At 72.3% G+C, this 20,323-nt stretch carries 26 protein-coding genes; 7 read left to right on the top strand and 19 right to left on the bottom strand.

Annotation, left to right across the window (positions count from 1 at the left end; translation table 11 throughout):
* Window positions 1–25 precede the first annotated feature (25 nt).
* Window positions 26–583: a hypothetical protein gene (locus IRX98_RS17090; protein WP_224278799.1), complete on the top strand. Its 558-nt coding sequence runs from the start codon at window positions 26–28 to the stop codon at window positions 581–583.
* Here IRX98_RS17090 and IRX98_RS17085 read toward each other — a convergent pair.
* The 3 genes from IRX98_RS17085 to clpS are packed head-to-tail and all read right to left on the bottom strand — an operon-like array spanning window position 570 to window position 2,654.
* Window positions 570–1,769 (bottom strand): DUF429 domain-containing protein, encoded by a 1,200-nt coding sequence (locus IRX98_RS17085; RefSeq protein ID WP_224278797.1) that lies wholly within the window; start codon window positions 1,767–1,769, stop codon window positions 570–572. The two genes, IRX98_RS17090 and IRX98_RS17085, sit on opposite strands and share 14 nt — an antisense overlap.
* Entirely contained in the window at window positions 1,766–2,356 is a 591-nt protein-coding gene (locus IRX98_RS17080) for a DUF2017 domain-containing protein (RefSeq protein WP_224278795.1), read from the bottom strand. Before IRX98_RS17080 ends, IRX98_RS17085 begins: the two co-directional genes overlap by 4 nt.
* A gap of 1 nt (window position 2,357) precedes the next feature.
* Window positions 2,358–2,654 (bottom strand): ATP-dependent Clp protease adapter ClpS, encoded by a 297-nt coding sequence (clpS, locus tag IRX98_RS17075; protein ID WP_224278793.1) that lies wholly within the window; start codon window positions 2,652–2,654, stop codon window positions 2,358–2,360.
* A gap of 26 nt (window positions 2,655–2,680) precedes the next feature.
* Here clpS and IRX98_RS17070 point away from each other — a divergent pair, with 26 nt between their 5' ends.
* Both IRX98_RS17070 and IRX98_RS17065 read left to right on the top strand, forming a co-directional pair.
* On the top strand, window positions 2,681–3,994 hold the full coding sequence (locus IRX98_RS17070; protein WP_308045298.1) for a nicotinate phosphoribosyltransferase: 1,314 nt from the start codon (window positions 2,681–2,683) through the stop codon (window positions 3,992–3,994).
* A gap of 22 nt (window positions 3,995–4,016) precedes the next feature.
* The gene (locus IRX98_RS17065; protein WP_224278789.1) at window positions 4,017–4,592 is read left to right on the top strand and encodes an isochorismatase family protein; all 576 of its coding nucleotides are present in this window, start codon (window positions 4,017–4,019) and stop codon (window positions 4,590–4,592) included.
* Window positions 4,593–4,595: 3 nt separating this feature from the next.
* Here the strand turns inward: IRX98_RS17065 and IRX98_RS17060 are convergent, their stop codons facing one another.
* The 3 genes from IRX98_RS17060 to IRX98_RS17050 form a co-directional block, all read right to left on the bottom strand.
* Window positions 4,596–5,135, bottom strand: coding sequence for a DUF1697 domain-containing protein (locus tag IRX98_RS17060; RefSeq protein WP_224278787.1), 540 nt, complete (start codon window positions 5,133–5,135; stop codon window positions 4,596–4,598).
* 36 nt (window positions 5,136–5,171) lie between these two features.
* The gene (locus IRX98_RS17055; protein WP_224278785.1) at window positions 5,172–5,978 is read right to left on the bottom strand and encodes a hypothetical protein; all 807 of its coding nucleotides are present in this window, start codon (window positions 5,976–5,978) and stop codon (window positions 5,172–5,174) included.
* 110 nt (window positions 5,979–6,088) lie between these two features.
* Window positions 6,089–7,000, bottom strand: coding sequence for a LysR family transcriptional regulator ArgP (locus IRX98_RS17050; protein WP_224278784.1), 912 nt, complete (start codon window positions 6,998–7,000; stop codon window positions 6,089–6,091).
* 72 nt (window positions 7,001–7,072) lie between these two features.
* On the opposite strand from IRX98_RS17050, the gene IRX98_RS17045 reads away from it, so the two are divergent.
* Entirely contained in the window at window positions 7,073–7,672 is a 600-nt protein-coding gene (locus IRX98_RS17045; RefSeq protein ID WP_224278783.1) for a LysE/ArgO family amino acid transporter, read from the top strand.
* A gap of 15 nt (window positions 7,673–7,687) precedes the next feature.
* Here IRX98_RS17045 and IRX98_RS17040 read toward each other — a convergent pair whose 3' ends face one another.
* The 4 genes from IRX98_RS17040 to hppD all read right to left on the bottom strand — a co-directional run bounded on the left by IRX98_RS17040 (window position 7,688) and on the right by hppD (window position 10,794).
* Window positions 7,688–8,485 carry a helix-hairpin-helix domain-containing protein gene (locus IRX98_RS17040; protein ID WP_224278782.1) on the bottom strand — a complete coding sequence of 266 codons (798 nt, stop codon included), beginning with the start codon at window positions 8,483–8,485 and terminating at the stop codon, window positions 7,688–7,690.
* A gap of 12 nt (window positions 8,486–8,497) precedes the next feature.
* The gene (locus IRX98_RS23175; RefSeq protein ID WP_224278781.1) at window positions 8,498–8,752 is read right to left on the bottom strand and encodes a helix-turn-helix domain-containing protein; all 255 of its coding nucleotides are present in this window, start codon (window positions 8,750–8,752) and stop codon (window positions 8,498–8,500) included.
* Entirely contained in the window at window positions 8,752–9,384 is a 633-nt protein-coding gene (locus IRX98_RS17030; protein WP_224278780.1) for a DUF2975 domain-containing protein, read from the bottom strand. Before IRX98_RS17030 ends, IRX98_RS23175 begins: the two co-directional genes overlap by 1 nt.
* Before the next feature lie 177 nt (window positions 9,385–9,561).
* Window positions 9,562–10,794 carry a 4-hydroxyphenylpyruvate dioxygenase gene (gene hppD, locus IRX98_RS17025; protein WP_224278779.1) on the bottom strand — a complete coding sequence of 411 codons (1,233 nt, stop codon included), beginning with the start codon at window positions 10,792–10,794 and terminating at the stop codon, window positions 9,562–9,564.
* A gap of 82 nt (window positions 10,795–10,876) precedes the next feature.
* On the opposite strand from hppD, the gene IRX98_RS17020 reads away from it, so the two are divergent.
* A complete protein-coding gene (locus IRX98_RS17020; RefSeq protein ID WP_224278778.1) occupies window positions 10,877–11,362 on the top strand; it encodes an Lrp/AsnC family transcriptional regulator in 486 nt (161 codons plus the stop codon).
* On the opposite strand, the gene IRX98_RS17015 is transcribed toward IRX98_RS17020, so the two are convergent.
* Window positions 11,343–11,873, bottom strand: a complete 531-nt coding sequence (locus IRX98_RS17015) for a PaaI family thioesterase (protein ID WP_224278776.1) — start codon at window positions 11,871–11,873, stop codon at window positions 11,343–11,345. The two genes, IRX98_RS17020 and IRX98_RS17015, sit on opposite strands and share 20 nt — an antisense overlap.
* Before the next feature lie 55 nt (window positions 11,874–11,928).
* Between IRX98_RS17015 and IRX98_RS17010 the strand changes: the two genes are divergently transcribed.
* Window positions 11,929–12,408: a winged helix-turn-helix transcriptional regulator gene (locus tag IRX98_RS17010; protein ID WP_224278775.1), complete on the top strand. Its 480-nt coding sequence runs from the start codon at window positions 11,929–11,931 to the stop codon at window positions 12,406–12,408.
* A gap of 9 nt (window positions 12,409–12,417) precedes the next feature.
* Here IRX98_RS17010 and IRX98_RS17005 read toward each other — a convergent pair whose 3' ends face one another.
* The 6 genes from IRX98_RS17005 to IRX98_RS16980 all read right to left on the bottom strand — a co-directional run bounded on the left by IRX98_RS17005 (window position 12,418) and on the right by IRX98_RS16980 (window position 17,672).
* Window positions 12,418–13,053: an IclR family transcriptional regulator gene (locus IRX98_RS17005; RefSeq protein WP_224278774.1), complete on the bottom strand. Its 636-nt coding sequence runs from the start codon at window positions 13,051–13,053 to the stop codon at window positions 12,418–12,420.
* A 54-nt stretch (window positions 13,054–13,107) separates the two neighbouring features.
* Entirely contained in the window at window positions 13,108–14,886 is a 1,779-nt protein-coding gene (locus IRX98_RS17000; protein WP_224278773.1) for a DEAD/DEAH box helicase, read from the bottom strand.
* Complete coding sequence (locus IRX98_RS16995; protein ID WP_224278772.1) at window positions 14,883–15,164, bottom strand: DUF3039 domain-containing protein; 282 nt, start codon at window positions 15,162–15,164, stop codon at window positions 14,883–14,885. Before IRX98_RS16995 ends, IRX98_RS17000 begins: the two co-directional genes overlap by 4 nt.
* An 11-nt stretch (window positions 15,165–15,175) precedes the next feature.
* Window positions 15,176–16,396 carry a hypothetical protein gene (locus tag IRX98_RS16990; protein WP_224278771.1) on the bottom strand — a complete coding sequence of 407 codons (1,221 nt, stop codon included), beginning with the start codon at window positions 16,394–16,396 and terminating at the stop codon, window positions 15,176–15,178.
* Window positions 16,397–16,573: 177 nt separating this feature from the next.
* Window positions 16,574–17,128 (bottom strand): YqgE/AlgH family protein, encoded by a 555-nt coding sequence (locus IRX98_RS16985; protein WP_224278770.1) that lies wholly within the window; start codon window positions 17,126–17,128, stop codon window positions 16,574–16,576.
* Window positions 17,129–17,141: 13 nt separating this feature from the next.
* Window positions 17,142–17,672: a hypothetical protein gene (locus tag IRX98_RS16980; RefSeq protein WP_224278768.1), complete on the bottom strand. Its 531-nt coding sequence runs from the start codon at window positions 17,670–17,672 to the stop codon at window positions 17,142–17,144.
* A gap of 115 nt (window positions 17,673–17,787) precedes the next feature.
* On the opposite strand from IRX98_RS16980, the gene IRX98_RS16975 reads away from it, so the two are divergent.
* The gene (locus tag IRX98_RS16975) at window positions 17,788–18,417 is read left to right on the top strand and encodes a TetR/AcrR family transcriptional regulator (RefSeq protein ID WP_224278766.1); all 630 of its coding nucleotides are present in this window, start codon (window positions 17,788–17,790) and stop codon (window positions 18,415–18,417) included.
* On the opposite strand, the gene IRX98_RS16970 is transcribed toward IRX98_RS16975, so the two are convergent.
* Window positions 18,401–19,411 carry a DUF3048 domain-containing protein gene (locus IRX98_RS16970; RefSeq protein WP_224278764.1) on the bottom strand — a complete coding sequence of 337 codons (1,011 nt, stop codon included), beginning with the start codon at window positions 19,409–19,411 and terminating at the stop codon, window positions 18,401–18,403. The genes IRX98_RS16975 and IRX98_RS16970 overlap by 17 nt on opposite strands.
* An 88-nt stretch (window positions 19,412–19,499) precedes the next feature.
* Window positions 19,500–20,057: a C40 family peptidase gene (locus IRX98_RS16965; RefSeq protein WP_224278762.1), complete on the bottom strand. Its 558-nt coding sequence runs from the start codon at window positions 20,055–20,057 to the stop codon at window positions 19,500–19,502.
* Between the last annotated feature and the right edge of the window lie 266 nt (window positions 20,058–20,323).

Genomic DNA, 20,323 nt, shown 5'->3' with positions numbered 1-20,323 from the left:
CACTCTGTCTGGTGTGCTGGCTGCCATGGACGCCGAACCCCGTTTCATCCCCCGCTCGGGCCCGATGTTCTCCAGGAGCAGCCCTGCGAAGGCCCAGATGGCCACCGACCTCGCCATCCCGATCCTGGCCGACGGCGGTTGGTCGGCGCTCACGCTGCGCAACGTGGCGGCTGCCGCCAACGTCACGCCGCAGGCCATCGCCGCATGGTTCCCCTCAGTGGCGGCGATGCGTGCGGCCGTTGCGGCGGTCTACGGTGACCGATGGATCCGCGAGCGAGGCAACCTCGCACGGGCCCGCACGTTCTCGGCATCCTCGGGCGGGGCCGGTTTGACCGTCCCGGACGTCGCACTGGCCCTCCTCCCGCAGTCGTGGCTCGAGGAGGTGTTCGACGGCATCTGGTCGACCATCGTCGAGGCCGGCCGCTGGGACGATGCGATCGGCTCTTCCGTGACTGCCATCCGATCGAGGGAGAGGGACCTGACCCGCGGGCTCCTCGAGGCGTCACGTCGCGACGAGCTCGAGAGCCTCGAACGCGAGGTGGAGCTGGTCCTCACCTTCGTCCACGGATTCAGACGCGTATAGCAGCCGGGATCCCGTCCGAGAAGACCTCGGGCGTCGCGGGGAAGGACTCCGAGACGCCGAGCGAGTGGCGTACGGCGGACCACGCGGCCGCACACGCGTCCAGCAGGTCGTCCTCACCGAAGCCGGCGCCGCGGAACCACGGCGGCGCGACGATCCCGTGCGCGGCCAGCGCCTCGCGGCGCGCCCGTACGCCGTCGGCGTCCTTCTTGCGCGCCAGGACGGGAGCTCCGGCCATCCGCGCGAAGCTCACCTCGGGATGCACCTCGATGACCGTGGCTCCGGGGCGTGAGCGCACCCACGCGTCGACCTGGAGCACCTTCTCCCGCAGTGCGTAGGCCTGCGCGCTGACGCTCGTACGACCGTCGGTGGCGGCCAGGTTGGCAGCGCGGGCGGCGGCGTACGAGTCCGCCTCGAGCGCGGCTCGGGTGGGGATGGAGAAGACCGAGGACGACTTGCCCACCAGCACTCGCCGGGCCTCGACGTCCGCGAGCCGGCCCGAGGCGTCGGGCAGGCCGATCGGGATGTCGATGGCGACGACGTCGACCGGGGTGGTCTCGCGCACCAGCGCGACCAGCCCGCTGATGGTGGCGTCGACGAAGACCGACGCGCGGCCGGCGATGTCGATCAGCACGCCGACCCAGCCGGCGGGGCAGGCGTCCACCCCGAGGACCGGGACGTCCGGGGCCAGCAGCTCGACCGGCGCGGACTGGCCGGGTGGCGTCACGAAGCGCGCCTCGCGATCCTCGCTGAACGCCGCCGCGATGCGCTCGAGCATCACGTCCGACATCTCCGGGAGCGCGGCCACCGGCCACCACCGCACGTCGCTCGACTCGTCGTCGGCGACGTGGGCCTCCCCCTCGAGCCAGGTGCAGGCGAAGGTGAGGTCGAGGTAGGTCGCGCGGTCGCCGTTGACGTGCACGACCTCGCCGTGGACGGCGGTCGAGGCGAGCCGGTCGACCCGGATCCGCACCCCGGTCTCCTCCAGCGCCTCGCGCGCGGCGGCGACAGCAGGCTCCTCGCCGGGGTCCGGGATCCCCGTGACGGGCGTCCAGTGCCCGTTGTCGGCACGCTTCACCAGCAGCACGTGGTCACCACGGCGCACCACCGCGGTGACGCCGGGCAGCCACAGGGGGTCGTGGCCGATCTTCTTCCGGATCGCGATCACGAAGTCGGGGACCGGGCTCACGACATCAGCGCCTCGACGACCGTCTCCTGGAGGTAGCCGACCCACTCGTAGATGTCGTGCGCCTGGGCCCGCGGGTCGTCCTCGGGCAGGGAGTGCCAGTAGTCCTCGTCGCCGGCCTCGACGCCGAGGCGGGTGGCGAGCGCGAGCCTGATGTCGGTGAAGGCGCGCATCCACGTCTCGGCCTCGTCCGGCGTCAGCTCGACGTCGATCACCAGGCCGTCCTCGCGGAGCTCCTCGGGCAGGCCGGCGTCCTCGAGGGTGTCGATGATCAGCGCCGCCGCGCCGGCCTTGCCGTCGCGCAGACCGCCCTCCGTGAAGCGGCGGAAGTCCGCGGCCGCCTCCTCGTCGTCGGGGTAGGCCGTCGGGAACAGCCGCGCCAGCACGGGGTCCTCGGGGATGGTGGTGGCACCGGAGAACTCCGCCATCAGCGCCTCGAAGGCGTCGGCGGAGGGGGCAGCCGGCTCGGCACGCTCGTTGCGCAGCAGCTCCACCATCTGCGAGGCGAGCGAGCGCAGCAGGTCGGCCTCGAAGCCGGTGAAGGTGGCGATGACGCGCGCGGACCGCCGGTGACGCTCGAAACCGCTCACCTCAGGACGCCTTCTCCATCGTCGCCCAGAGGCCGTACTCGTGCATCGCCTGGACGTCGCGCTCCATCTCCTCGCGGGTGCCCGTCGAGACGACCGAGCGGCCCTCGGTGTGCACCTCGAGCATCAGCTTCTCGGCCTTCTTCTTGTCATACCCGAAGTACTTCTGGAACACGTAGGACACGTAGGACATGAGGTTCACCGGGTCGTCCCAGACCAGCGTCACCCACGGCTTGGCCAGGAAGGTGATCTCGTCGGGAGTCAGGGTCGGCTCGACCTCTACGGGACTGGCGGCTGACACGGGGCCATCGTGGCACAGTGTCGGTCGTGACGAGCCCACCCCCGACGTCTGCTGCGCTGCTGACCGACCACTACGAGCTCACCATGGTCCAGGCCGCCCGGCAGGCGGGCACCGCCGGCCGGCGCTCTGTCTTCGAGCTCTTCCCGCGTCGGCTGCCCGAGGGGCGGAGGTACGGCGTGGTGGCGGGCGTCGGCCGCGCGCTCGACGCGATCGAGGCCTTCCGCTTCGACGGCGCCGCGCTCGCCGCCCTGGAGGGCGTCGTCGACGCCGACATGCTCGAGTGGCTCGCGTCCTACCGCTTCTCCGGGGACGTGTGGGGCTATGCCGAGGGCGAGGCCTACTTCCCGCACTCGCCGCTGCTCGTCGTCGAGGGCACCTTCGCCGAGGCGGTGCTGCTGGAGACGGTGCTGCTGTCCGTCTACAACCACGACTCCGCCATCGCCTCGGCCGCGTCGCGGATGACGCTGGCCGCGGGCGGTCGCCCCTGCATCGAGATGGGCTCGCGGCGCACCCACGAGCAGGCGGCCGTCGCGGCGGCGCGGGCGGCGTACGTCGCCGGGTTCGACGCGACGAGCAACCTGGCCGCGCGGGCGGCGTACGGCGTCCCGTCGGCAGGCACCGCCGCCCACTCCTTCACCCTGCTGCACGACACCGAGGCCGACGCCTTCCGGGCGCAGGTGCAGACCCTCGGCGTGGGCACCACGCTCCTCGTCGACACCTACGACGTGACCGAGGCCGTGCGCCTCGCCGTCGAGGTGGCCGGGACCGACCTCGGCGCCGTGCGCCTCGACTCCGGGGACCTCGGGCTCGTCGCCCGCGATGTGCGGGCCCAGCTCGACTCCCTCGGCGCGACGTCCACCCGGATCGTGGTGACCAGCGACCTCGACGAGCACGCCATCGCCGCCCTGGCCGCCGCACCGGTCGACGCGTACGGCGTCGGCACCCAGCTCGTCACCGGCTCGGGCCACCCGACGTGCGGCTTCGTCTACAAGCTCGTCGCGCGCGAGGGCCCGGACGGGGAGCTGGTCCCGGTCGCCAAGCGCTCCACCGACAAGGCATCGGTCGGCGGGCGGAAGTACGCCCTGCGCCGGGTCTCCGCCAGCGGCACCGCGCAGGCCGAGGTCGTCGGGATCGGGGAGCGGCCCGAGGATGACGCCACCCCGACAGGCACCAGTGACCGGTCGCTGCTCGTGCCGCTGGTCGCGGCCGGCGAGGTGGTCGGGCGCGCGAGCCTCGAGGAGGCCAGGGCGCGCCACCGTGCATCGGTCGCCGAGCTGCCGCGCGCGGTGACCATGATGTCGGCCGGGGAGCCGGTGATCCCGACGGTGTTCGAGCAGTAGCCGCCACGGCTAGTCTCCGGACATGAGCCGAGCGCTGATCGTGGTCGACGTCCAGAACGACTTCTGCGAGGGCGGGTCCCTCGCCGTGGCGGGAGGCGCGCGCGTCGCCGCCGACATCGGTGCGCTGCTGCACCGCTGGCACTCGAAGGCCACCGACGCACCGGCGTACGACGTCGTGGTGGCCACGAAGGACCACCACGTCGACCCCGGCGCCCACTGGTCGCTCAAGCCGGACTTCGCCGAGTCCTGGCCGGTGCACTGCAAGGTCGGCACCGAGGGTGCGGGATTCCACCCCAACCTCGACCCGCAGCCCTTCGACGAGGTGTTCTACAAGGGCGAGCACGAGGCGGCCTACAGCGGCTTCGAGGGGCGTACGTCGTCGGGCGAGGCGCTCACGGACTGGCTGCGGGCCCGGCAGGTGGAGGAGGTCGACGTGTGCGGCATCGCCACCGACCACTGCGTGCGGGCCACGGCGCTGGACAGCGCGGGCGCAGGCTTCGCCACCCGCGTGCTGCTCCCCCTCTGCGCCGGGGTGGCCGAGGACTCCACGGCGGCCGCGATCACCGAGATGAGCGGCGCGGGCGTCGAGATCGCGTGAGCCTCAGCACCACTTCCCGGTGACGGTCCGCAGCACCTTCACGGTGCGCGCGGTGCCTTGGCCGAGCGCGTTGAACTGCTTGCTGGACAGCACCTTGGAGGTGTGGATGTCGCCTGCCAGCAGCACGTAGGCCGCCCGGCCCTCGACCACCACCGTCTCCCCCGCGTGCTCGAGGGCGTGCGCGGCCTCCACCGCGGAAGCGGTCGGCGGGTCGGAGAAGAGGGTGACGTAGTGGTTGCCGATCTCGCCGGCATGACCGTCGTGCAGCTCCTCGGCCCGTGCGGTGAGCACCGCCAGCTCGGCGGTCGTGAAGACGACCGTCGGCACCTCGAAGCCGGCCTCGGCGGCGTACGCCTCCTCGAGGGCCGCGCGCACCTTCGCCGATGACCGCGCCGGGTGCGTCAGGCGGACGTTGCCGGTGTTGATGTAGGTCTCGACCCCGGTGCCGCCGGCGGCCTCCGTGGCGGCCCTGATCGCGTCCTTGGGGAACTTGCGCCTCGCGCCGAGGTTGATCGCGCGCAGGAACGCGACGTAGGTGGGCATGGCCCGATCATGCCCCGCGCGACGGAGACCTGTCGCTCAGGCGCGCTTGCACTGGCTGGGCGGGGTCACGGCGGGGTCGAAGACGTGCTGCGGGGGCACGATGTTGGCGCCGTTCTGCGACTCCTTCATCGTCATCGCCCACCAGCCGGCCTTGCGCGTGTCGATCCTGGCGAGCTCGGCCGGGGGCACCTCGCCCCACATGTTGACCACGTCGACGCCGACCTCGATGAGGTGGCCGTGCGGGGTGATGACCGCCTTCGCCTCGACGCCGTCGAGCGCCGCGGGGACGCCGGGGAACAGACCGCGCGGCATGCCGGTGATGACGTCCTTCGCGGGTACGCCGACGCTCACGCCGTCGCCAGCCAGGCGGATCGCCCGGGCAGCGGTGACCGGCCAGGTGGGGTCGAGGTCGGTCGGGAGCGCCCAGCTGCGATCGGCGTCGTCGGTGATGTCGACGTAGCAGGTGGCGGCGTTGGGGCCCCACGACTCGCTGTTGAAGTAGGTGCGCCCGGCAACGACGAGGTAGTCGACCTGCTGGGCGTTGCCGTCGATGACCGAGTCCATCGAGAGCTCGCTGTAGCCCGTCGAGGGGCTGAAGCGGCCGTCGAGGTCGAAGATGCGCTTGCCGCCGTTGTCGGGGTTCTTGGTGAGCAGCTGGCCGTGCCACTCCACGATGCCCATCTTGTTCACCTGCGCGACCAGGCCCTCGAGCTGCTCGCCCTCCAGCACGACCGTGTCGCCCTTGCTGGCCGCGGCCTCGCCGGACCCGCCGCACCCGGTCAGGGCGACGAGGAGACCGGCCCCGAGGGCCCCGGCCCATGCTGCGCTGCTGCGACGTGCCACAGGGTCTCCCCGTTCCGGTCCGTGATGAGCTCCGTGCTCCATCCCGCCCGGAGCCTAGGACCGCCCGGAGGAACCTGTCAGGCGAACCGAAGATCTCGTCAAGTCAACGCTCAGCCGGCCATCCAGCCGCGGGCCGCGCCGACCACGGCATCGGTCAGGTCGTCCACCAGCGACGAGCCCAGGCGCCAGTGCTGCCAGAACAGCGCCACCTCCGGACGTCGGCCCGGGACCAGCTCGACCAGGTGCCCGCTCGCCAGCTGCCCTGCGACGTCGGACTCGGGCAGCAGCCCCCACCCCATGCCCACCCGGATGGCGCGGTCGAACTCGCGCACCGACGGCAGGTAGGTCACCGGAGGGGCCAGGTGGCGACGGGTCACGCGCCGGATGAAGTCGTGCTGGAGGGAGTCGCTGCGGTCGAAGGCCACGATCGGCGCCTCGGCGAGCGAGGCCGACCCGACACCGTCGGCGAAGTGGGCCGCGTGGAAGTCGCGCGTCGCCACCGCGGCGTAGCGCAGCCGGCCGAGCCGCACCACCCGGCATCCCGGGACCGGCTTGGGCTCCCCCGTGATGGCCGCCACCACCTCCCCGCGGCGCAGCCGCTCCGCGGTGCGGGTGTGGTCCTCGCGCACCACCTCGAAGACGACCCGGTGCCTGCCCTGCACCTCGGCCAGCGCGTCGACGAACCATCCGTAGAGCGCGTCGGCGTTCACCGCGATCGGCAGGGAGGCGTACGACGTCCCGTCGCCGTCGTCCTCCTCCACGAGCTCGGCGACGGCCTCGCGCTCCAGCAGCTCGGTCTGGGTCGCCAGTCGCACCAGCACCAGCCCGGCCTCGGTGGGCTCCAACGGCTTCACGCGGTGGAGCAGGACCCGGCCGATCCGGGTCTCCAGGGCCTTGATCCGCTGGCTCACCGCGGAGGGGGTGACGTGGAGCTCGCGGGCGGCCGCCTCGAACGTGCCGAGGCGCACCGCCACGGCCAGTGTGCGCAGCGCCACAGGGTCGAGCTGGGCGATGTCTTTCATACTTAGACATCCTAATGATTAGTGAAAATAGTTCGCTGGATTGAAGCACGTCCGGCACCTAGCGTTGATCGCATGTTCCAGGTTGCTCTCACCGGTCTGCTCACCGGACTCGCTCTCATCATCGCCGTCGGCGCACAGAACGCGTTCCTGCTCCGTCAGGGGATCCGCGGCGAGCAGGTCCTGCCCATCGTGCTGACCTGCCTGGTCTCCGACGTCGTCGCCATCACCGCCGGCGTCGCGGGCCTCGGCGTCGTGCTCGAGCGCTGGCCGTCGGTGCTGCCGGTCGCCCAGGTCCTCGGCGGGATCTACCTGATCGCCTTCGGCCTGCACGCCGCCATGCGCGCGTGGCGCCCGACCGCGCTCGACACCGGCGAGGGCACCGCCCTCACCCCCGGCAAGGCCGTCCTGCTCACGCTGGCGCTGACCTGGCTCAACCCGCACTTCTACCTCGACGCCGTCCTCATGCTCGGCACGGTCGCCAACAGCTTCGGCGACGACCGGTGGTGGTTCGTCTCCGGGACCCTCGTGGCGAGCGTGCTGTGGTTCTTCGGCCTCGGCTACGGCGCCCGCCTGCTGCGCGGCGTCTTCTCCCGTCCGAGCGCGTGGCGCGTGCTGGACTCCGGCATCGCCGTCTTCATGGGCGTGCTCGGCGTGGGCCTGATCGCCCACTGAGCACCCCGGCGCGGGTCACTCCCCCGCCAGCCCCGCACCCTGCTCGGCGAGCGCCTCGCGCAGCCGGGTGATCGCGATCGGCCCGACCCCGTGCATGGCGGCCAGCTCCGCGGCGGAGCGCGTGGCCACCTGCTCGAGCGTGGTCAACCCGGCCTCCCGCAGTGCGCGGGTGGCCGGGGCGCCGATGCCGCGCGGCAGCGGGGTGCCCTCCTCGCGCGGTCGGCGTACGCGGGGTTCGGGCAGGCCGGCGTCGACGACGGCCCGGCCCCGCGGCGACAGCAGGTAGCCGATCGCCAGGGACTCGGTCAGCCCGAGCTCCTTGAGCTTGCGCACGTCCTTCTTGAAGTCCGGCGTCTCGCGGCCCACCCGCGCGGCGAGGTCGGGCGCGCGCACGCCTCCGTTGAGGTCGATCAGGTCGAGGGTCTCGCGCGCCCACGCCCCGTGGGCGGAGGCGGCGTCGAGGCGGTCGAGCCGCGCGTTGATCGCGGCGATCTCGTCGGCGTCCGGGACGCTCTCGCGCAGCAGCTCCCGCGGGTCGGGACCGGCGTACGCCAGCCCGATCCGCCAGACCGGGTCGTCCGGTCGCGCTGCGAGCGCCTGCTTGAGCGCGGCCAGCGACGGGGCACCGGCGCGACGGGCGTCCTCGGCACGCAGGCTCGCGACGCCGACCTGCTCGACCGAAGTGACCTCGAGCAGCCCGACCGCGGTACGCATCCTGGTGCCGACCACCACGCGCGGCCTGGCCCAGCGACGGAAGGCGAGGTCGACGGTGCCGGCCTTGATGGCGGCCAGCTCGGCCGGGCGGATCATCATGGTCGCAGTTTCTCAGTCCACCCGGAGGATGTCTCCCGGCTGGCAGTCCAGGGCACGGCAGATCCCGGTGAGGGTGCTGAAGCGCACCGCCTTGGCCCGCCCGTTCTTCAGCACGCTGAGGTTGACGACCGTGACGCCGACCCGCTCCGCGAGCTCGGTCAGCGTCATCCCCCGCGCGGCCAGGACCTCGTCGAGGTGCACGCTCACACCGTGCTGCTCGTCGGGCTCCGGCTCGGCCGCGGGCCGGCCCGAGGCTCGTCGCGCCATCAGATCGTGGCCTCGGCGTCGCGCCGCAGGTCGACGGCCTGCGCCATCACCCGGGCCAGCGCCAGCAGCGCGATGCCCAGCAGCACGGGCAGCCACGGGACGGTCGCCGTGAGGATCAGCGTGCTGTCGCTCATGCGGTTGAGCAGCATCGCGTTGATCCACCCCGACAGCACGAAGTCCAGCACCGCCCAGCCGATGAGGATGCGCCCGAGCGTCGTCAGCTGGCCGGGGACCCGGTCGGCGAAGACACCCTCCCGGCGCGCCCGGCGCAGGAACCGCCACAGCATCACGAAGAAGACGGCCGGGCCACCGACCCACACGAGGAGGCCTGCTCCGGCCAGCGCCCGCGTCGCGCCGTCGGGCTCGGGGTCGCACACCTGCACCTCGACAGGGCTCCAGGTGATGCCGTCTCGCAGGTCGACCGGTCCGGTCAGCTCACCGTCGACGCGCTGGAAGGCCGGTTCGTCGCCCGACCCCGACGCACAGACCTGCGCGTTGACCCCCGGGATCGAGCCGGTGCCGAAGATCGTGCCGGCGACCGTGGCGACGGCCAGGACCGCCATCACGGTGACCACCAGTCCCACCAGTGCCTCGAGGACCTTCAGTGGGTCGTTGCCGCGCGTGCCGTCCATGGATCCCCCGCATGTCGAATGTCGATGTTGTCGACAAACGATAGGGCATCGTTTTTCGATACGTCAACGGGGTGGACGCACGACGAGTCCGGGAGCGGTGCGTGAGGCAGGTCCTGCAGCGGCAGAAGCTGCTCCACGCACCGCTGATCCGCCAGGAATGGGTCGAGGCAGGGTTCGTCAGAGGTTCCCGCGGGCGTCCTGCTCGCGCTCGATGGCCTCGAAGAGCGCCTTGAAGTTGCCCTTGCCGAAGCCGAGCGAGCCGTGGCGCTCGATGAGCTCGAAGAAGACCGTCGGCCGGTCGCCGAGCGGCTTGGTGAAGATCTGGAGGAGGTAGCCGTCCTCGTCGCGGTCGACCAGGATGCCGCGCTTCTTGAGCTCCTCGATCGGCACGCGGACCTCGCCGATGCGCGCGCGCAGCTCGGGGTCCTCGTAGTAGGAGTCCGGGGTGTTGAGGAACTCCACGCCGTTGGCGCGCAGGGCGTCGACGGTGGCGAGGATGTCCCCGGTGGCGAGCGCGAGGTGCTGGGCGCCGGGGCCGTTGTAGAACTCGAGGTACTCGTCGATCTGCGACTTCTTCTTCGCGACGGCCGGCTCGTTCAGGGGGAACTTCACGCGGTGGTTGCCGTTGGCGACGACCTTCGACATCAGCGCGGAGTAGTCGGTGGCGATGTCGTCACCGATGAACTCGGCCATGTTCACGAAGCCCATCACCTTGTTGTAGAAGGTGACCCACTCGTCCATCTTGCCGAGCTCGACGTTGCCGACGATGTGGTCGAGGGCCTGGAACAGGCGCTTCGGCTGGTCGTCCTTCTTCTCCCAGCGCGGCGCGACGGCGACGTAGCCGGGGAGGTAGGGGCCGGCGTACGTCACTCCGTCGACGCTTCGCTGCACGAGCGTGTGGCGGGTCTCGCCGTAGGTCGCGATCGCGGCGATGCGCACCGAGCCGTGCTCGTCGGTGACGGTCGTCGGCTCCTGCAGCACCGTCGCGCCGGCCGCGCGGGCCTGGGCGATGCACTGGTCGACGTCGGGCACCTCGAGCGCGATGTCGACGACGCCGTCACCGTGGCGCGCGTGGTGCTGCACGAGGTCGCTCTCGGGCGAGACCGCGCCGCTGAGCACGAACTTGATGGACCCGGACTTCAGCACGAAGGACTTGTGGTCGCGGTGGCCGTTCTCGGGGCCCGAGTAGGCCACCAGCTCCATGCCCCAGGCGGAGGCGTAGTAGTGGGCGGCCTGCGTCGCGTTGCCGACCACGAAGCAGATCGCGTCCCACCCGGTCACCGGGAAGGGGTCGGCGTCGGCGTCGTACTCCACGAGGCCGACGAGCTGGCGCAGCTGCTCCAGCGAGAGGTCGGCCTTCATCTCGTCCACGGTCAGGGCGCCACCGGTCGAGGCGATGTCAGTCGTCATGGGCCGCACCCTGCCAACGACAGGCAAGGTGTGCAACAGTACGCCGAAACGTTGGGCAGGTTGCACAGTCGAGGAGCAGAAGATGGACGAGATCGACGGCAAGGTGATCGATCTGTTCGCCAACGAGCCCCGGCTCGGCGTCCTGGAGGCGAGCCGTCGGCTCGGCATCGCGCGCGGCACCGTGCAGGCCCGGCTCGACAAGCTCGCCGCCTCGGGCGTCATCACCGGCTGGGGCCCGGACCTGTCCCCCGAGGCGCTCGGCTACCCGGTGATGGCCTTCCTGACCCTGGAGATCCGCCAGGGCTCGGGCAGCGCGGGCGGCCACGACGCGGTCGCGGCCCACCTCGCACAGATCCCCGAGGTGCTCGAGGCCTACACGATCACCGGCGCCGGCGACATGTGGGCGCGCGTCGTCGCGCGGTCCAACGCCGACCTCCAGCGGGTGATCGACCTGGTGCTCACCGAGCCCGCGATCGACCGGTCGACGACCGTGATCGCGCTGGCCACCCAGATCCCCCACCGGGTGCTGCCGCTGGCGCGGTCGGCGGTCAGTCCCCCACCTGCATGATCAGGCAGGTCGACGTGGCGTGGGCGACCAGCTTGCCGGCCCCGTCGGTGAGCTGCGCCTGCGCCAGGGCCGTACGCCGTCCGCGCTGGATGACGGTGCCCTCGCAGGTCAGCAGGCCGGAGTCCACCGTCACGGGGCGGAGGAACTTCACCGTCAGGTCGACGGAGGTGTAGACCTCGCCCACCGCCATCGTGGTGTGCACCGCGCAGCCGGCCGCCGTGTCGAGCAGCGTGGAGATGACCCCGCCGTGCACCGTGCCGAGCGGGTTGTAGTGGAACTCCGCGGCCGGCATCTCCACGACCACGCGCCCGGCCTCGGGCCGCATGTCGGTGAAGCCGAGGGTGTCCATGATCGGCGGGGGCGGCAGCTCGCCGGCGACCATCGCCTCCAGCTGCTGGAGCCCGTCGAGCTCGAGCATCCGGGACAGGTCGCCCTGCCCCGGCGTGGCCCAGGAGAAGGTGCGGGACTCGGTCGCGAACGCGCCCGGCGAGGAGGGCTTGGTCTGCGTCATGGACCCAGCATGCGGTCCCTTGCCTGAGTCTGTCAACTGGACCTAGCATGCCGGCATGCCCTCTCCCCCCGCCCTCGCCTTCTCCACCGACAACTGCACCATCGGTCGGGCGATGGCGGTCCTCGGCGAGCGCTGGACCTTCGTGGTCGTGCGCGAGGTGGCCAACGGCATCCGACGCTTCGACGACATGCGCCGCCACACCGGCATGCCGCGCCAGGTGCTCACCGACCGGCTCGCGCTGCTGGTCGAGCACGACATCCTGCGCCGCGTGGCCTACCGCGAGGAGGGCCAGCGCGAGCGCCACGAGTACCGCCTCACCGACAAGGGCTTCGGGCTGTTCCCGGTGATCATCGCCGTCGCCGAGTGGGGCGATCGCCACTACGCCGACGACGACGGGCCCCCGGTCGAGTTCGCGCACCGTGACTGCGGCGCGCAGGTCGAGGTCACCGTGCACTGCACCGAGGGCCACGCGATCACGCAGCCTCGGGACGTGGTGACCCGCCCGGGACCGGGGATCAGGCCGTTCGACGCCTGAGCGGGGCCGTCACCGCAGCCGCTCGGTCACCTCGTGCGCGGCGGCCAGCACCTGGGGGGCCACGACGTCCTCGTCGATCGCACCGTCCAGGGTCACCACGCCCACGCTGGCGTGCAGGCCCTCGACGCCGAGCACCGGGGCGGCCAGGCCGCGGGCGCCGGACTGCAGCTCGCCGCTCGTGACGGCGTACGCCGACCCGGCCGGGTCCGTGAGCGCGATCGCCTTGCCTGCGGCGCCCTGCGAGAGCGGGTGGCGGGCGCCGACGCGGTAGGACACGTGGAAGTCCGTCCACGTCGGCTCGACGACGGCGAGGGCCAGCGCCTCGTCACCGTCGGCGACGGTGAGGTGCGCGGTCGAGCCGACCGACTCGGCGAGGCGGCGCAACACCGGCATCGCGAGGTCGCGCAGGAGCGGCTGGACCCCGCTGGCCAGGTGCAGCACGCCGAGCCCGACGAAGAGCCGCGACCGGGCGTCGCGGCGTACGAGCCCGTGCTGCTCGAGGGTGCTGACGAGCCGGTAGACGACGGTGCGGTTGACCTCGAGACGCACCGACAGCTCGGTGACGGTCAGCCCGTCGGGGCTCTCGGAGAGGACCCGCAGCACCCTCAACCCGCGGTCGAGCGTCTGCGAGGTCTCCGAGGCCATGTCACGAGCCTAGCCGGGGGCGACGGAGTCGCATCCGGCGTCGCGAGGGGCGCGTCAGGACGTCTGGCGCATCGCCCACTCGCGGATCCGGTTGATCCGCTCGTGCAGCTGCTCGGCGTTGGCGACCGCGGCGGGCGGGCCGCCGCACTCCTTGCGCAGCGCCGAGTGGGTGATGCCGTGGGCCTGCCCCGTGCGGTGGTGCCACGCGGCGACGAGGCCGTTGAGCTCGCGGCGCAGCACCCCGAGCTGCTGGTGGGTGCTCATCTGCGCCACCGACTCCACGACGCGGTCTCCCCCGCCGTCGGCGCGCTGCTTGCGCGCCCGCTCGCTCTGGCGCGAGTGCAGGAGCTCGCGCACCTGGTCGGGCTCGAGCAGACCGGGGATGCCGAGGAAGTCCATCTCCTCCTCCGAGCCCGCGTGCACCTCGCCGGAGTGGCCGAACTGAGCGCCCTCGTAGAGGACGTGGTCGAAGGACGCGGTGGACCCCAGCGCCTCCCACGACATCTCCAGCTCCTCGGAGATCCCCTCCTCGGCGTTGGCCTGGGCGAGCAGGTCGTCCTCGGCGGCGAAGATGTCGCCCTCGTCGTTGACGCGGCGCCCCAGCACGTGGTCGCGCTGCGCCTCCATGTCGGAGGCGAACTCGAGCAGGTGCGGCACCGACGGCAGGAACACCGACGCGGTCTCGCCGCGGGAGCGGGCGCGCACGAAGCGACCCACGGCCTGGGCGAAGAACAGCGGTGTCGAGGTGGTGGTCGCCCACACGCCGACGGCGAGACGCGGCACGTCGACGCCCTCGGAGACCATGCGCACGGCCACCAGCCAGCGCTGGTCGGAGTCGGTGAAGGTCGCGATCTTCTTCGACGCGCCCTTCTCGTCCGAGAGCACCACGGTGGGCGACTCCCCGGTGATCTTCTTCAGCAGCCCGGCGTAGGCGCGCGCGGTCTCCTGGTCGCTGGCGATGACCATCCCGCCGGCGTCGGGGACGTGGCGGCGTACCTCAGCCAGGCGCCTGTCGGCCGCCTGCAGCACCGCCGGCATCCAGGAGCCCTTCGGGTCCAGCGCCGTACGCAGCGCGTGGGCGTGCATGTCCTTGGTGAGCGGCTCGCCGAGGCGGGCGACGATCTCGTCGCCGGCACGGGTGCGCCACTGCATCTCGCCCGAGTAGGCCATGAACAGCACCGGGCGCACGACGTGGTCCGACAGCGCGTGGGCGTAGCCGTAGGTGAAGTCGGCGACCGAGGTGGGGATGCCGTCGTCGCCGGGGGCGTAGGTGACGAACGGGATCGGGTTGATGTCGGAGCGGAACGGGGTGCCGGTCAGCGAGAGCCGGCGGGTCGCCGGGTCGAACGCCTCGCGCACGCCCTCACCCCACGACAGCGCGTCGCCGGCGTGGTGGATCTCGTCGAGGATGACCAGGGTCTTCGAGCGCTCGGTGCGGATCCGCATCGCGAGGGGGTTGACCGCGACACCGGCGTAGGTGACCGCGATCCCGACGTAGTCGTCGGACGTGCGGCCCTTGCCTGCGGAGTAGGCGGGGTCGATCGGGATGCCCGCACGTGCGGCGGCCTCGGCCCACTGGGTCTTGAGGTGCTCGGTCGGGGCGACCACGATGATGCGGTCGACGACGCGGCGTCCGAGGAGGTCGGCGGCGACGGTCAGCGCGAAGGTCGTCTTGCCGGCACCGGGGGTCGCGACCGCGAGGAAGTCACGCGGCTGACGCGAGGTGTAGAGGTCCATCGCCGCCTGCTGCCACGCACGCAGCGAGGGCGCGGTGCCCCAGGCGGCCCTGTCGGGCCACGCGGGGGGCAGCGGCGCGTCGGGGCGCCCCGTCACGCCTCGGGACCCGAGCCGTCCGAACCCGAGCCGTCCCCGGACTTCATGGACTCCCAGACTTCCTTGCAGTCCGGGCACACCGGGAACTTCTCCGGCGCCCTTGAGGGCACCCACACCTTCCCGCACAGCGCGATCACGGGGGTGCCCATGACCATCGCCTCGGTGAGCTTGTCCTTGGGGACGTAGTGGGAGAACCGCTCGTGGTCACCCTCGTCCGTCGGGACGGTCTGACGCTCTTCGACCGTCTGGCTGCCCGGGGAGAATCCGATGGTGCTCATGATGGACAAGCCTAACGCGGACGGACCCAGACGTAGACGTTGGCAACGCCGCGGCGGGTGCCACGGAGAAGGTCGTGGCCGTCACTGGAGTAGGCGACACGTGAGGCGTCGTCGCTCAGCGACACCCCTCCCTCCTGTCCGCTGGGCCGTGCCGTGAAGGGCGACGTACGAACGCCCGTGGCCGTGTCGACGAGGCGCAGGGGCCGCCGCGAGGTCGCCACCGCGTAGTGGCCGCCGTCGGGAGTGATGGCAGCGCCGAGGTTGCCCCGGGAGGGACCTCGCGACGTGCCGAGGACGGCGTCGTGGACGCCACCCACGGGGTCACCGCCGTGGCCGCTGCCACCGGGCAGCCCGGTGCCGACCAGGGACACCAGCCGACCGTCGTCCGACACGTCGGCCCGGTTGTTGCCGCCGAACTCCGTCCCGAGGCGGCCGAGGTCACGGATCGAACCGGTGACGGTGTCGAGCAGCGTGCTGCGGTCGTAGTCGACGAGGAGGACGTGGCGAGCGTCGCCCGACATGCCGGCGAACGTCCGGGTCTGCATGTCCGGGACCACGGTCCGCGTGGCCCCGGCGGCGGTCCACTCGACCAGCCGGGGTGCCGGGGAGGCCAGCTCGTAGAACCGGTCCTGGTAGAGCACACGCCCGCCGTCCTCGGTCAGCGCGGCGCCGACCGCCCGCTCGGCCACCTGGGTCAGGGAGCCGTCCGCGCGGTCGAGCAGGAAGAGACCGGCCGTCAGGTCGAGCAGCACGCGACGGCCGTCACGATTGACACCCTCGACCTGCGCCCAGCCCTCCGGGTGGAGGAGCGACACGCGCCCGGTCGCAGCGTCCCAGACATGGAGCCGGCTGACGTCCGGCTGCAGGGTGTCGGCGACGAGGTTGGTGGCCGACGAGGAGAAGACCACGGTGCTGCCGTCCCCCGAGACCGTCACGTTGCCGCTCCCGCCGTCGGCCGGGCGCCCGTCGATGCCGCGGGTCACGAGGACCGTGCCGTGCACGGCCCGCTGCGTCACCACCTTCAGCACCAGCGTCGTACGACGGACCTCGCCGCGCTGCTTGCGCACCCCGCGCTCCTCGAGCTCGATCCGCCACCGTCCGAGGCGGGGCGCGGTCCCGGAGAGGCGGCCGTCGCGCAGGCGCAGCCAGGCGGGCAGACCGTCGGCCTCGCGGATCCGCCAGTTCTGGCGCTGGTAGTCGTAGCGACCCTTCCGCAGCACCGTGTCAGCCACCCGGTTGACCGTCGCCGCGCTGCCAGCACGGTCGTCCTGGGCAGATCGCGCCTCCGCCGCCGACACTCCCAGACCAGCGCACAGCGCAGTGGCAACCAGGCAAGCCGCACCGCGCACGATCGTCCTCATGCCTCAGGAGACGCCGCGGACAGCCGAACGGTTGCGATGCGTCACGGGTCAGTTCATGTCCGGATCGACGGGCCGGTTCACGTGCCAGGCGAGCATGCCGGGCTGACGTCGCATGACGTCTCGGCGCAACCCGCTCGTCTCGCCGCGGAATGCGTCGCCGGCCTCGCCGCTGACGACGTACCAGCTGCCCTCCTCGACCTCGCCGACCAGCTGCCCGACGCCCCACCCGGCGTAGCCCGCGAAGACGCGCATCGCGGCGAGCGAGCCGTCGACGAGCTCGGCGGGGGTGTCGAGGTCGACCATGCCGACCGGGCCCGCGACCGGGCGCCAACCCACCGGCGGCTCGTCGGGGTCGCGCAGCTGGGCCACCGCGAGCGCACCGTCGGTGCCGACGGGGCCGCCGCGGAAGAGCACCTCCGGCGCGGCGACGACGTCGCTCCACGGCTCGAGCACGTCCGCCACCAGCACCTGCGAGGGGCGGTTGAGCACGACACCGAGGGCGCCCTCGTCGGTGACGTCGAGCAGCAGCACCACCGTGTCGACGAAGTTGGGATCCTGCAGGGCCGGTGTCGCCACCAGCAGCATCCCCGATGCCAGCTGCATGCCGTCCACTATGTCAGGCGGCCAGCACCGCCCTCAGCCGCTTGACCAGCGAGGTGCCCTCCCCGGGGGCCCTGCGGGGCGTGGTCCGGGGGACGTACGACGTCCGCGCGGCGCGCTCGATCGCACGGCCGACGCGCTGGGCGGCGTCCCCCGGGGCGCTCGCGCGTCCGGCCATGAGGGCGAGCATCTCGTGCTCCTTGCCGGTCGCGAGCGCCGTGGCGCGGGCCATCTCCGGGCCGGTCGGGTGGGCGACGTGGTGGTCGAGGACCACGCGGATCCCCGGCATGTCCTCGGCGGCGCGCAACCACGCGACGGCGACGGCGTTCTCGAGGTCGAGCGGCTGGTCGGCGAGCTCGCGCTCGATGTGGCCGGCCAGGCGGGTGTGCCAGCGCAGCTGAAGCGCACCCAGCAGGGTCAGGTCGTCGCCGAAGGTCTCGGCGACCCCCTCGACGTCGAGGGGCAGGCGGCCGTCGAGGCGGGCGTCGGCGGCACTGATCACGTCGCGGAGCACGTCCGCGCGTCGGTGGTGGGACGTCCAGGTCATGGCGGTCTCCTCAGGTGACATACCGGCGGTACGTACTTTCAGTATGCCCAGCGCTCCCCCGCGCTCCAACGACTCCGCACGTGAGCCGGGTCACCTAGGCTGCGCCCATGGGGACATGCCAGTGAGGACGCGCCGGCAGCGCTACTCGGACTCGACCAAGCGCGCACTCGTCGACGTCGCCGAGCAGCTCTTCACCACCCACGGCTACTCCGCCACCTCGCTCGACGCCATCGTCGCCGGCGCGGACGTCACCAAGGGCGCGCTCTACCACCACTTCAGCGGCAAGCAGGCGGTCTTCGAGGCCGCCTTCGAGCGGGTCGAGTCCCGCGCGAGCAGCGGCATCGCACGCGCGACGGAGGGGCACGACGACCCGTGGGAGAAGGCGCAGGCAGGTCTGCGCGCCTTCCTGGAGGCCGTGCAGGAGCCGGCCTACCGCCAGGTCGTCATCTCCGACGGGCCCTCGGTGCTCGGGCACGAGCGGTTCCGCGAGCAGGAGGAGCGCTCGACCTACGCCATCGTCGACGAGATCGTCCGCTCCGCGCTCGGCACCGACGCCTACGACCTCGACGACGCGATGCTCGACACCTTCACCCGGATCTTCTTCGGGGCGATGTCGGCGGCCGGCGGCGCCGTCGCGGTGAGCCAGGACCCGGCGGCCGCGGCCGCACGCGTGGAGCTGGCCATCGGCACCATCATGGCCGGGCTGCGCCAGCTCCTCGACAGTGGCGCTACTTCGCGAAGGTGACGTTGCCGTTGACCGCCGGCACGAGCTCGACCCAGACCTTGCCGGCCGGGACGGTGAGCTCGCCGCCCTTGGTGGCGAGCTCGATCGCGCCGGTCAGGCCGTCCTTGGTCCAGGTGCCGCGGATGACGCGACCGCCGTGGAAGAGCAGCGCGGCGCCCTTGCCCTCGAACTTCGTCTCCGGGACGGGGTAGCCCGCGGGGTCGCGGTAGCCGGCGTCGCCGACCTGCACCCGCAGCACGAGCACGGAGTCGGCCGGGAACTGGTCGCCCTCGGCGGCGTAGGAGTCGGTGTTGACGTAGCCGCCGCCCTGGAACTGCCAGCTGGTGGAGTGGGCGCCGAAGTCGGCGGTCAGCGTGCGCGCCTTCGCGCCCTTCGGGAGGTCGGCCGGCGTGCCCCACGGGAGGTAGGCGGGCGGCTCCTCCTCGGCCTTGAGGCGCTGGGAGATCTCGCCGAGGCGGGCGAAGAGGTTGTACGGCGCCGAGCGCGTGGTCTCGCGGTAGACGCCCGCGGCGCCCTCGGTGATCCACGGGATGCCGGCGCCGTTGATGCGCTTGATGGTGATCGGGGCCGCGCCGCTGGTCACGACGGTGGCGCCCTCGGGCACGATGCCGATGTCGCTGGCACGCATCGAGCGCACCGGGCCGATGCTGGCCGGCACCTTCGAGTAGTAGAACGCCGCGAGGCGGGTGTAGCCGCCCTCGACGAGCTCCTCGACGACGAGGTCGGCCGCCCCCAGGCCGACCTGGGGCGCGCTCGAGGAGGTGTTGTCGACCTTGGTCACGATCACCGGGTGCTTGGGGGCCTTGCCGGTGCGCTCGAGCCCGGTCAGGGGCCAGTACGTCGGATCCGGCGGCTCGCTCGTCGCGGAGGCCGTCGGCTCCGAGGAAGGAGCCGCGTCCGCGGGCGCCTCCTGCTCGTCCCCTCCGCCGCAGCCGGCCAGGAGGAGCGAGGCCGCGACGAGCGCGGCGACGGAGGTGTGGAGACGGTGACGCACGGGGGAACTCCGATCGAGCGGGGGAACTCTGCCTTGAAAGTGTGGAGGCGCGCCCTCCCCGTTCGGGGAAGGCGCGCCACAGGGTAGATCAGCGGCGGCGCAGGGTCCCACCGAACCACTGCGAGGTCCACGGAGCGGCGATGCGGACGCGCTGGCCCGAGCCGGGCGAGTGCAGCATCACCGCGTGGCCGTTCGACCAGCGCAGGAAGATCGCGGCGTGGTAGACCCCGCCGCTGCCGTAGAAGAACATCAGGTCGCCGGCGCGCAGGTCCTTCTTCGCCACGCGGCGGGCGTGGCCGGCCTGGGCGCTGGACGTACGCGGCACGTCGAAGCCGGCGCGGGCGTAGCTGTAGCGGATCAGTCCGGAGCAGTCGAAGCGGTCCGGGCCGGCGGCACCGTACGCGTAGGCGTCGCCGCGCTGTCGCATGGCGATGTCGCGGGCGCTGAGCACGCGGGCGGACACGCGACGGGCGGCGGTGCGCTTCGCGGTCGTCTTCGTCGCGGTCGTGGTGGTCGTGGTGGTCGTGGTCGAGCCGGGGTCGCCGTCGGCCGCAGTGGCGGGCAGCGCCGTCAGCGTCGACGCGGAGAGTCCGAGCCCGGCGAGGGCGAGCGCGCAGGTGCGCAGCGTGCGAGGGGTCGCAGGCATGAGGTGGTCCTTTCCCACGCCTGTGAGGTGAGCTGTCGGGTTGGGACTGGAAGGTGTCCCGCCGCCGTCCTCCCGGAGGAGGGGGTGGCTTCACCCCGAGCCGTGGCGTGCGGCTGCACGCACCGGCAGTGGAACCTGTGGGTCCCCCACTCCTGCCCTCGATCTTCTCGGGGGGCCGCTCCGGCGGGGCAGGACTCGGCGTCGCCCGGGGCGGGTGTCGTCAGACACGATCTAGTCACGGAGACCGACGCCAGCAGGGCGACCCG

Source organism: Nocardioides lacusdianchii (assembly GCF_020102855.1).
In the GTDB taxonomy this organism is placed as follows: domain Bacteria; phylum Actinomycetota; class Actinomycetes; order Propionibacteriales; family Nocardioidaceae; genus Nocardioides; species Nocardioides lacusdianchii.
The sequence above is the reverse complement of the archived record's forward strand: the minus strand, read 5'-3'. Positions and strand labels throughout refer to the sequence as shown.

What these genes read in the sequence shown, in the direction of transcription:
- IRX98_RS17090 (WP_224278799.1), top strand. Translation starts at nt 26, where the DNA reads ATGGACGCCGAACCCCGTTTCATCCCCCGCTCGGGCCCGATGTTCTCC.
- IRX98_RS17065 (WP_224278789.1), top strand. Translation starts at nt 4,017, where the DNA reads ATGAGCCGAGCGCTGATCGTGGTCGACGTCCAGAACGACTTCTGCGAG.
- IRX98_RS17060 (WP_224278787.1), bottom strand. Translation starts at nt 5,135, where the DNA reads ATGCCCACCTACGTCGCGTTCCTGCGCGCGATCAACCTCGGCGCGAGG.
- IRX98_RS17050 (WP_224278784.1), bottom strand. Translation starts at nt 7,000, where the DNA reads ATGAAAGACATCGCCCAGCTCGACCCTGTGGCGCTGCGCACACTGGCC.
- IRX98_RS17045 (WP_224278783.1), top strand. Translation starts at nt 7,073, where the DNA reads ATGTTCCAGGTTGCTCTCACCGGTCTGCTCACCGGACTCGCTCTCATC.
- IRX98_RS17040 (WP_224278782.1), bottom strand. Translation starts at nt 8,485, where the DNA reads ATGATGATCCGCCCGGCCGAGCTGGCCGCCATCAAGGCCGGCACCGTC.
- IRX98_RS23175 (WP_224278781.1), bottom strand. Translation starts at nt 8,752, where the DNA reads ATGGCGCGACGAGCCTCGGGCCGGCCCGCGGCCGAGCCGGAGCCCGAC.
- IRX98_RS17030 (WP_224278780.1), bottom strand. Translation starts at nt 9,384, where the DNA reads ATGGACGGCACGCGCGGCAACGACCCACTGAAGGTCCTCGAGGCACTG.
- hppD (WP_224278779.1), bottom strand. Translation starts at nt 10,794, where the DNA reads ATGACGACTGACATCGCCTCGACCGGTGGCGCCCTGACCGTGGACGAG.
- IRX98_RS17020 (WP_224278778.1), top strand. Translation starts at nt 10,877, where the DNA reads ATGGACGAGATCGACGGCAAGGTGATCGATCTGTTCGCCAACGAGCCC.
- IRX98_RS17015 (WP_224278776.1), bottom strand. Translation starts at nt 11,873, where the DNA reads ATGACGCAGACCAAGCCCTCCTCGCCGGGCGCGTTCGCGACCGAGTCC.
- IRX98_RS17010 (WP_224278775.1), top strand. Translation starts at nt 11,929, where the DNA reads ATGCCCTCTCCCCCCGCCCTCGCCTTCTCCACCGACAACTGCACCATC.
- IRX98_RS17005 (WP_224278774.1), bottom strand. Translation starts at nt 13,053, where the DNA reads ATGGCCTCGGAGACCTCGCAGACGCTCGACCGCGGGTTGAGGGTGCTG.
- IRX98_RS16995 (WP_224278772.1), bottom strand. Translation starts at nt 15,164, where the DNA reads ATGAGCACCATCGGATTCTCCCCGGGCAGCCAGACGGTCGAAGAGCGT.
- IRX98_RS16985 (WP_224278770.1), bottom strand. Translation starts at nt 17,128, where the DNA reads ATGCAGCTGGCATCGGGGATGCTGCTGGTGGCGACACCGGCCCTGCAG.
- IRX98_RS16980 (WP_224278768.1), bottom strand. Translation starts at nt 17,672, where the DNA reads ATGACCTGGACGTCCCACCACCGACGCGCGGACGTGCTCCGCGACGTG.
- IRX98_RS16975 (WP_224278766.1), top strand. Translation starts at nt 17,788, where the DNA reads ATGCCAGTGAGGACGCGCCGGCAGCGCTACTCGGACTCGACCAAGCGC.
- IRX98_RS16965 (WP_224278762.1), bottom strand. Translation starts at nt 20,057, where the DNA reads ATGCCTGCGACCCCTCGCACGCTGCGCACCTGCGCGCTCGCCCTCGCC.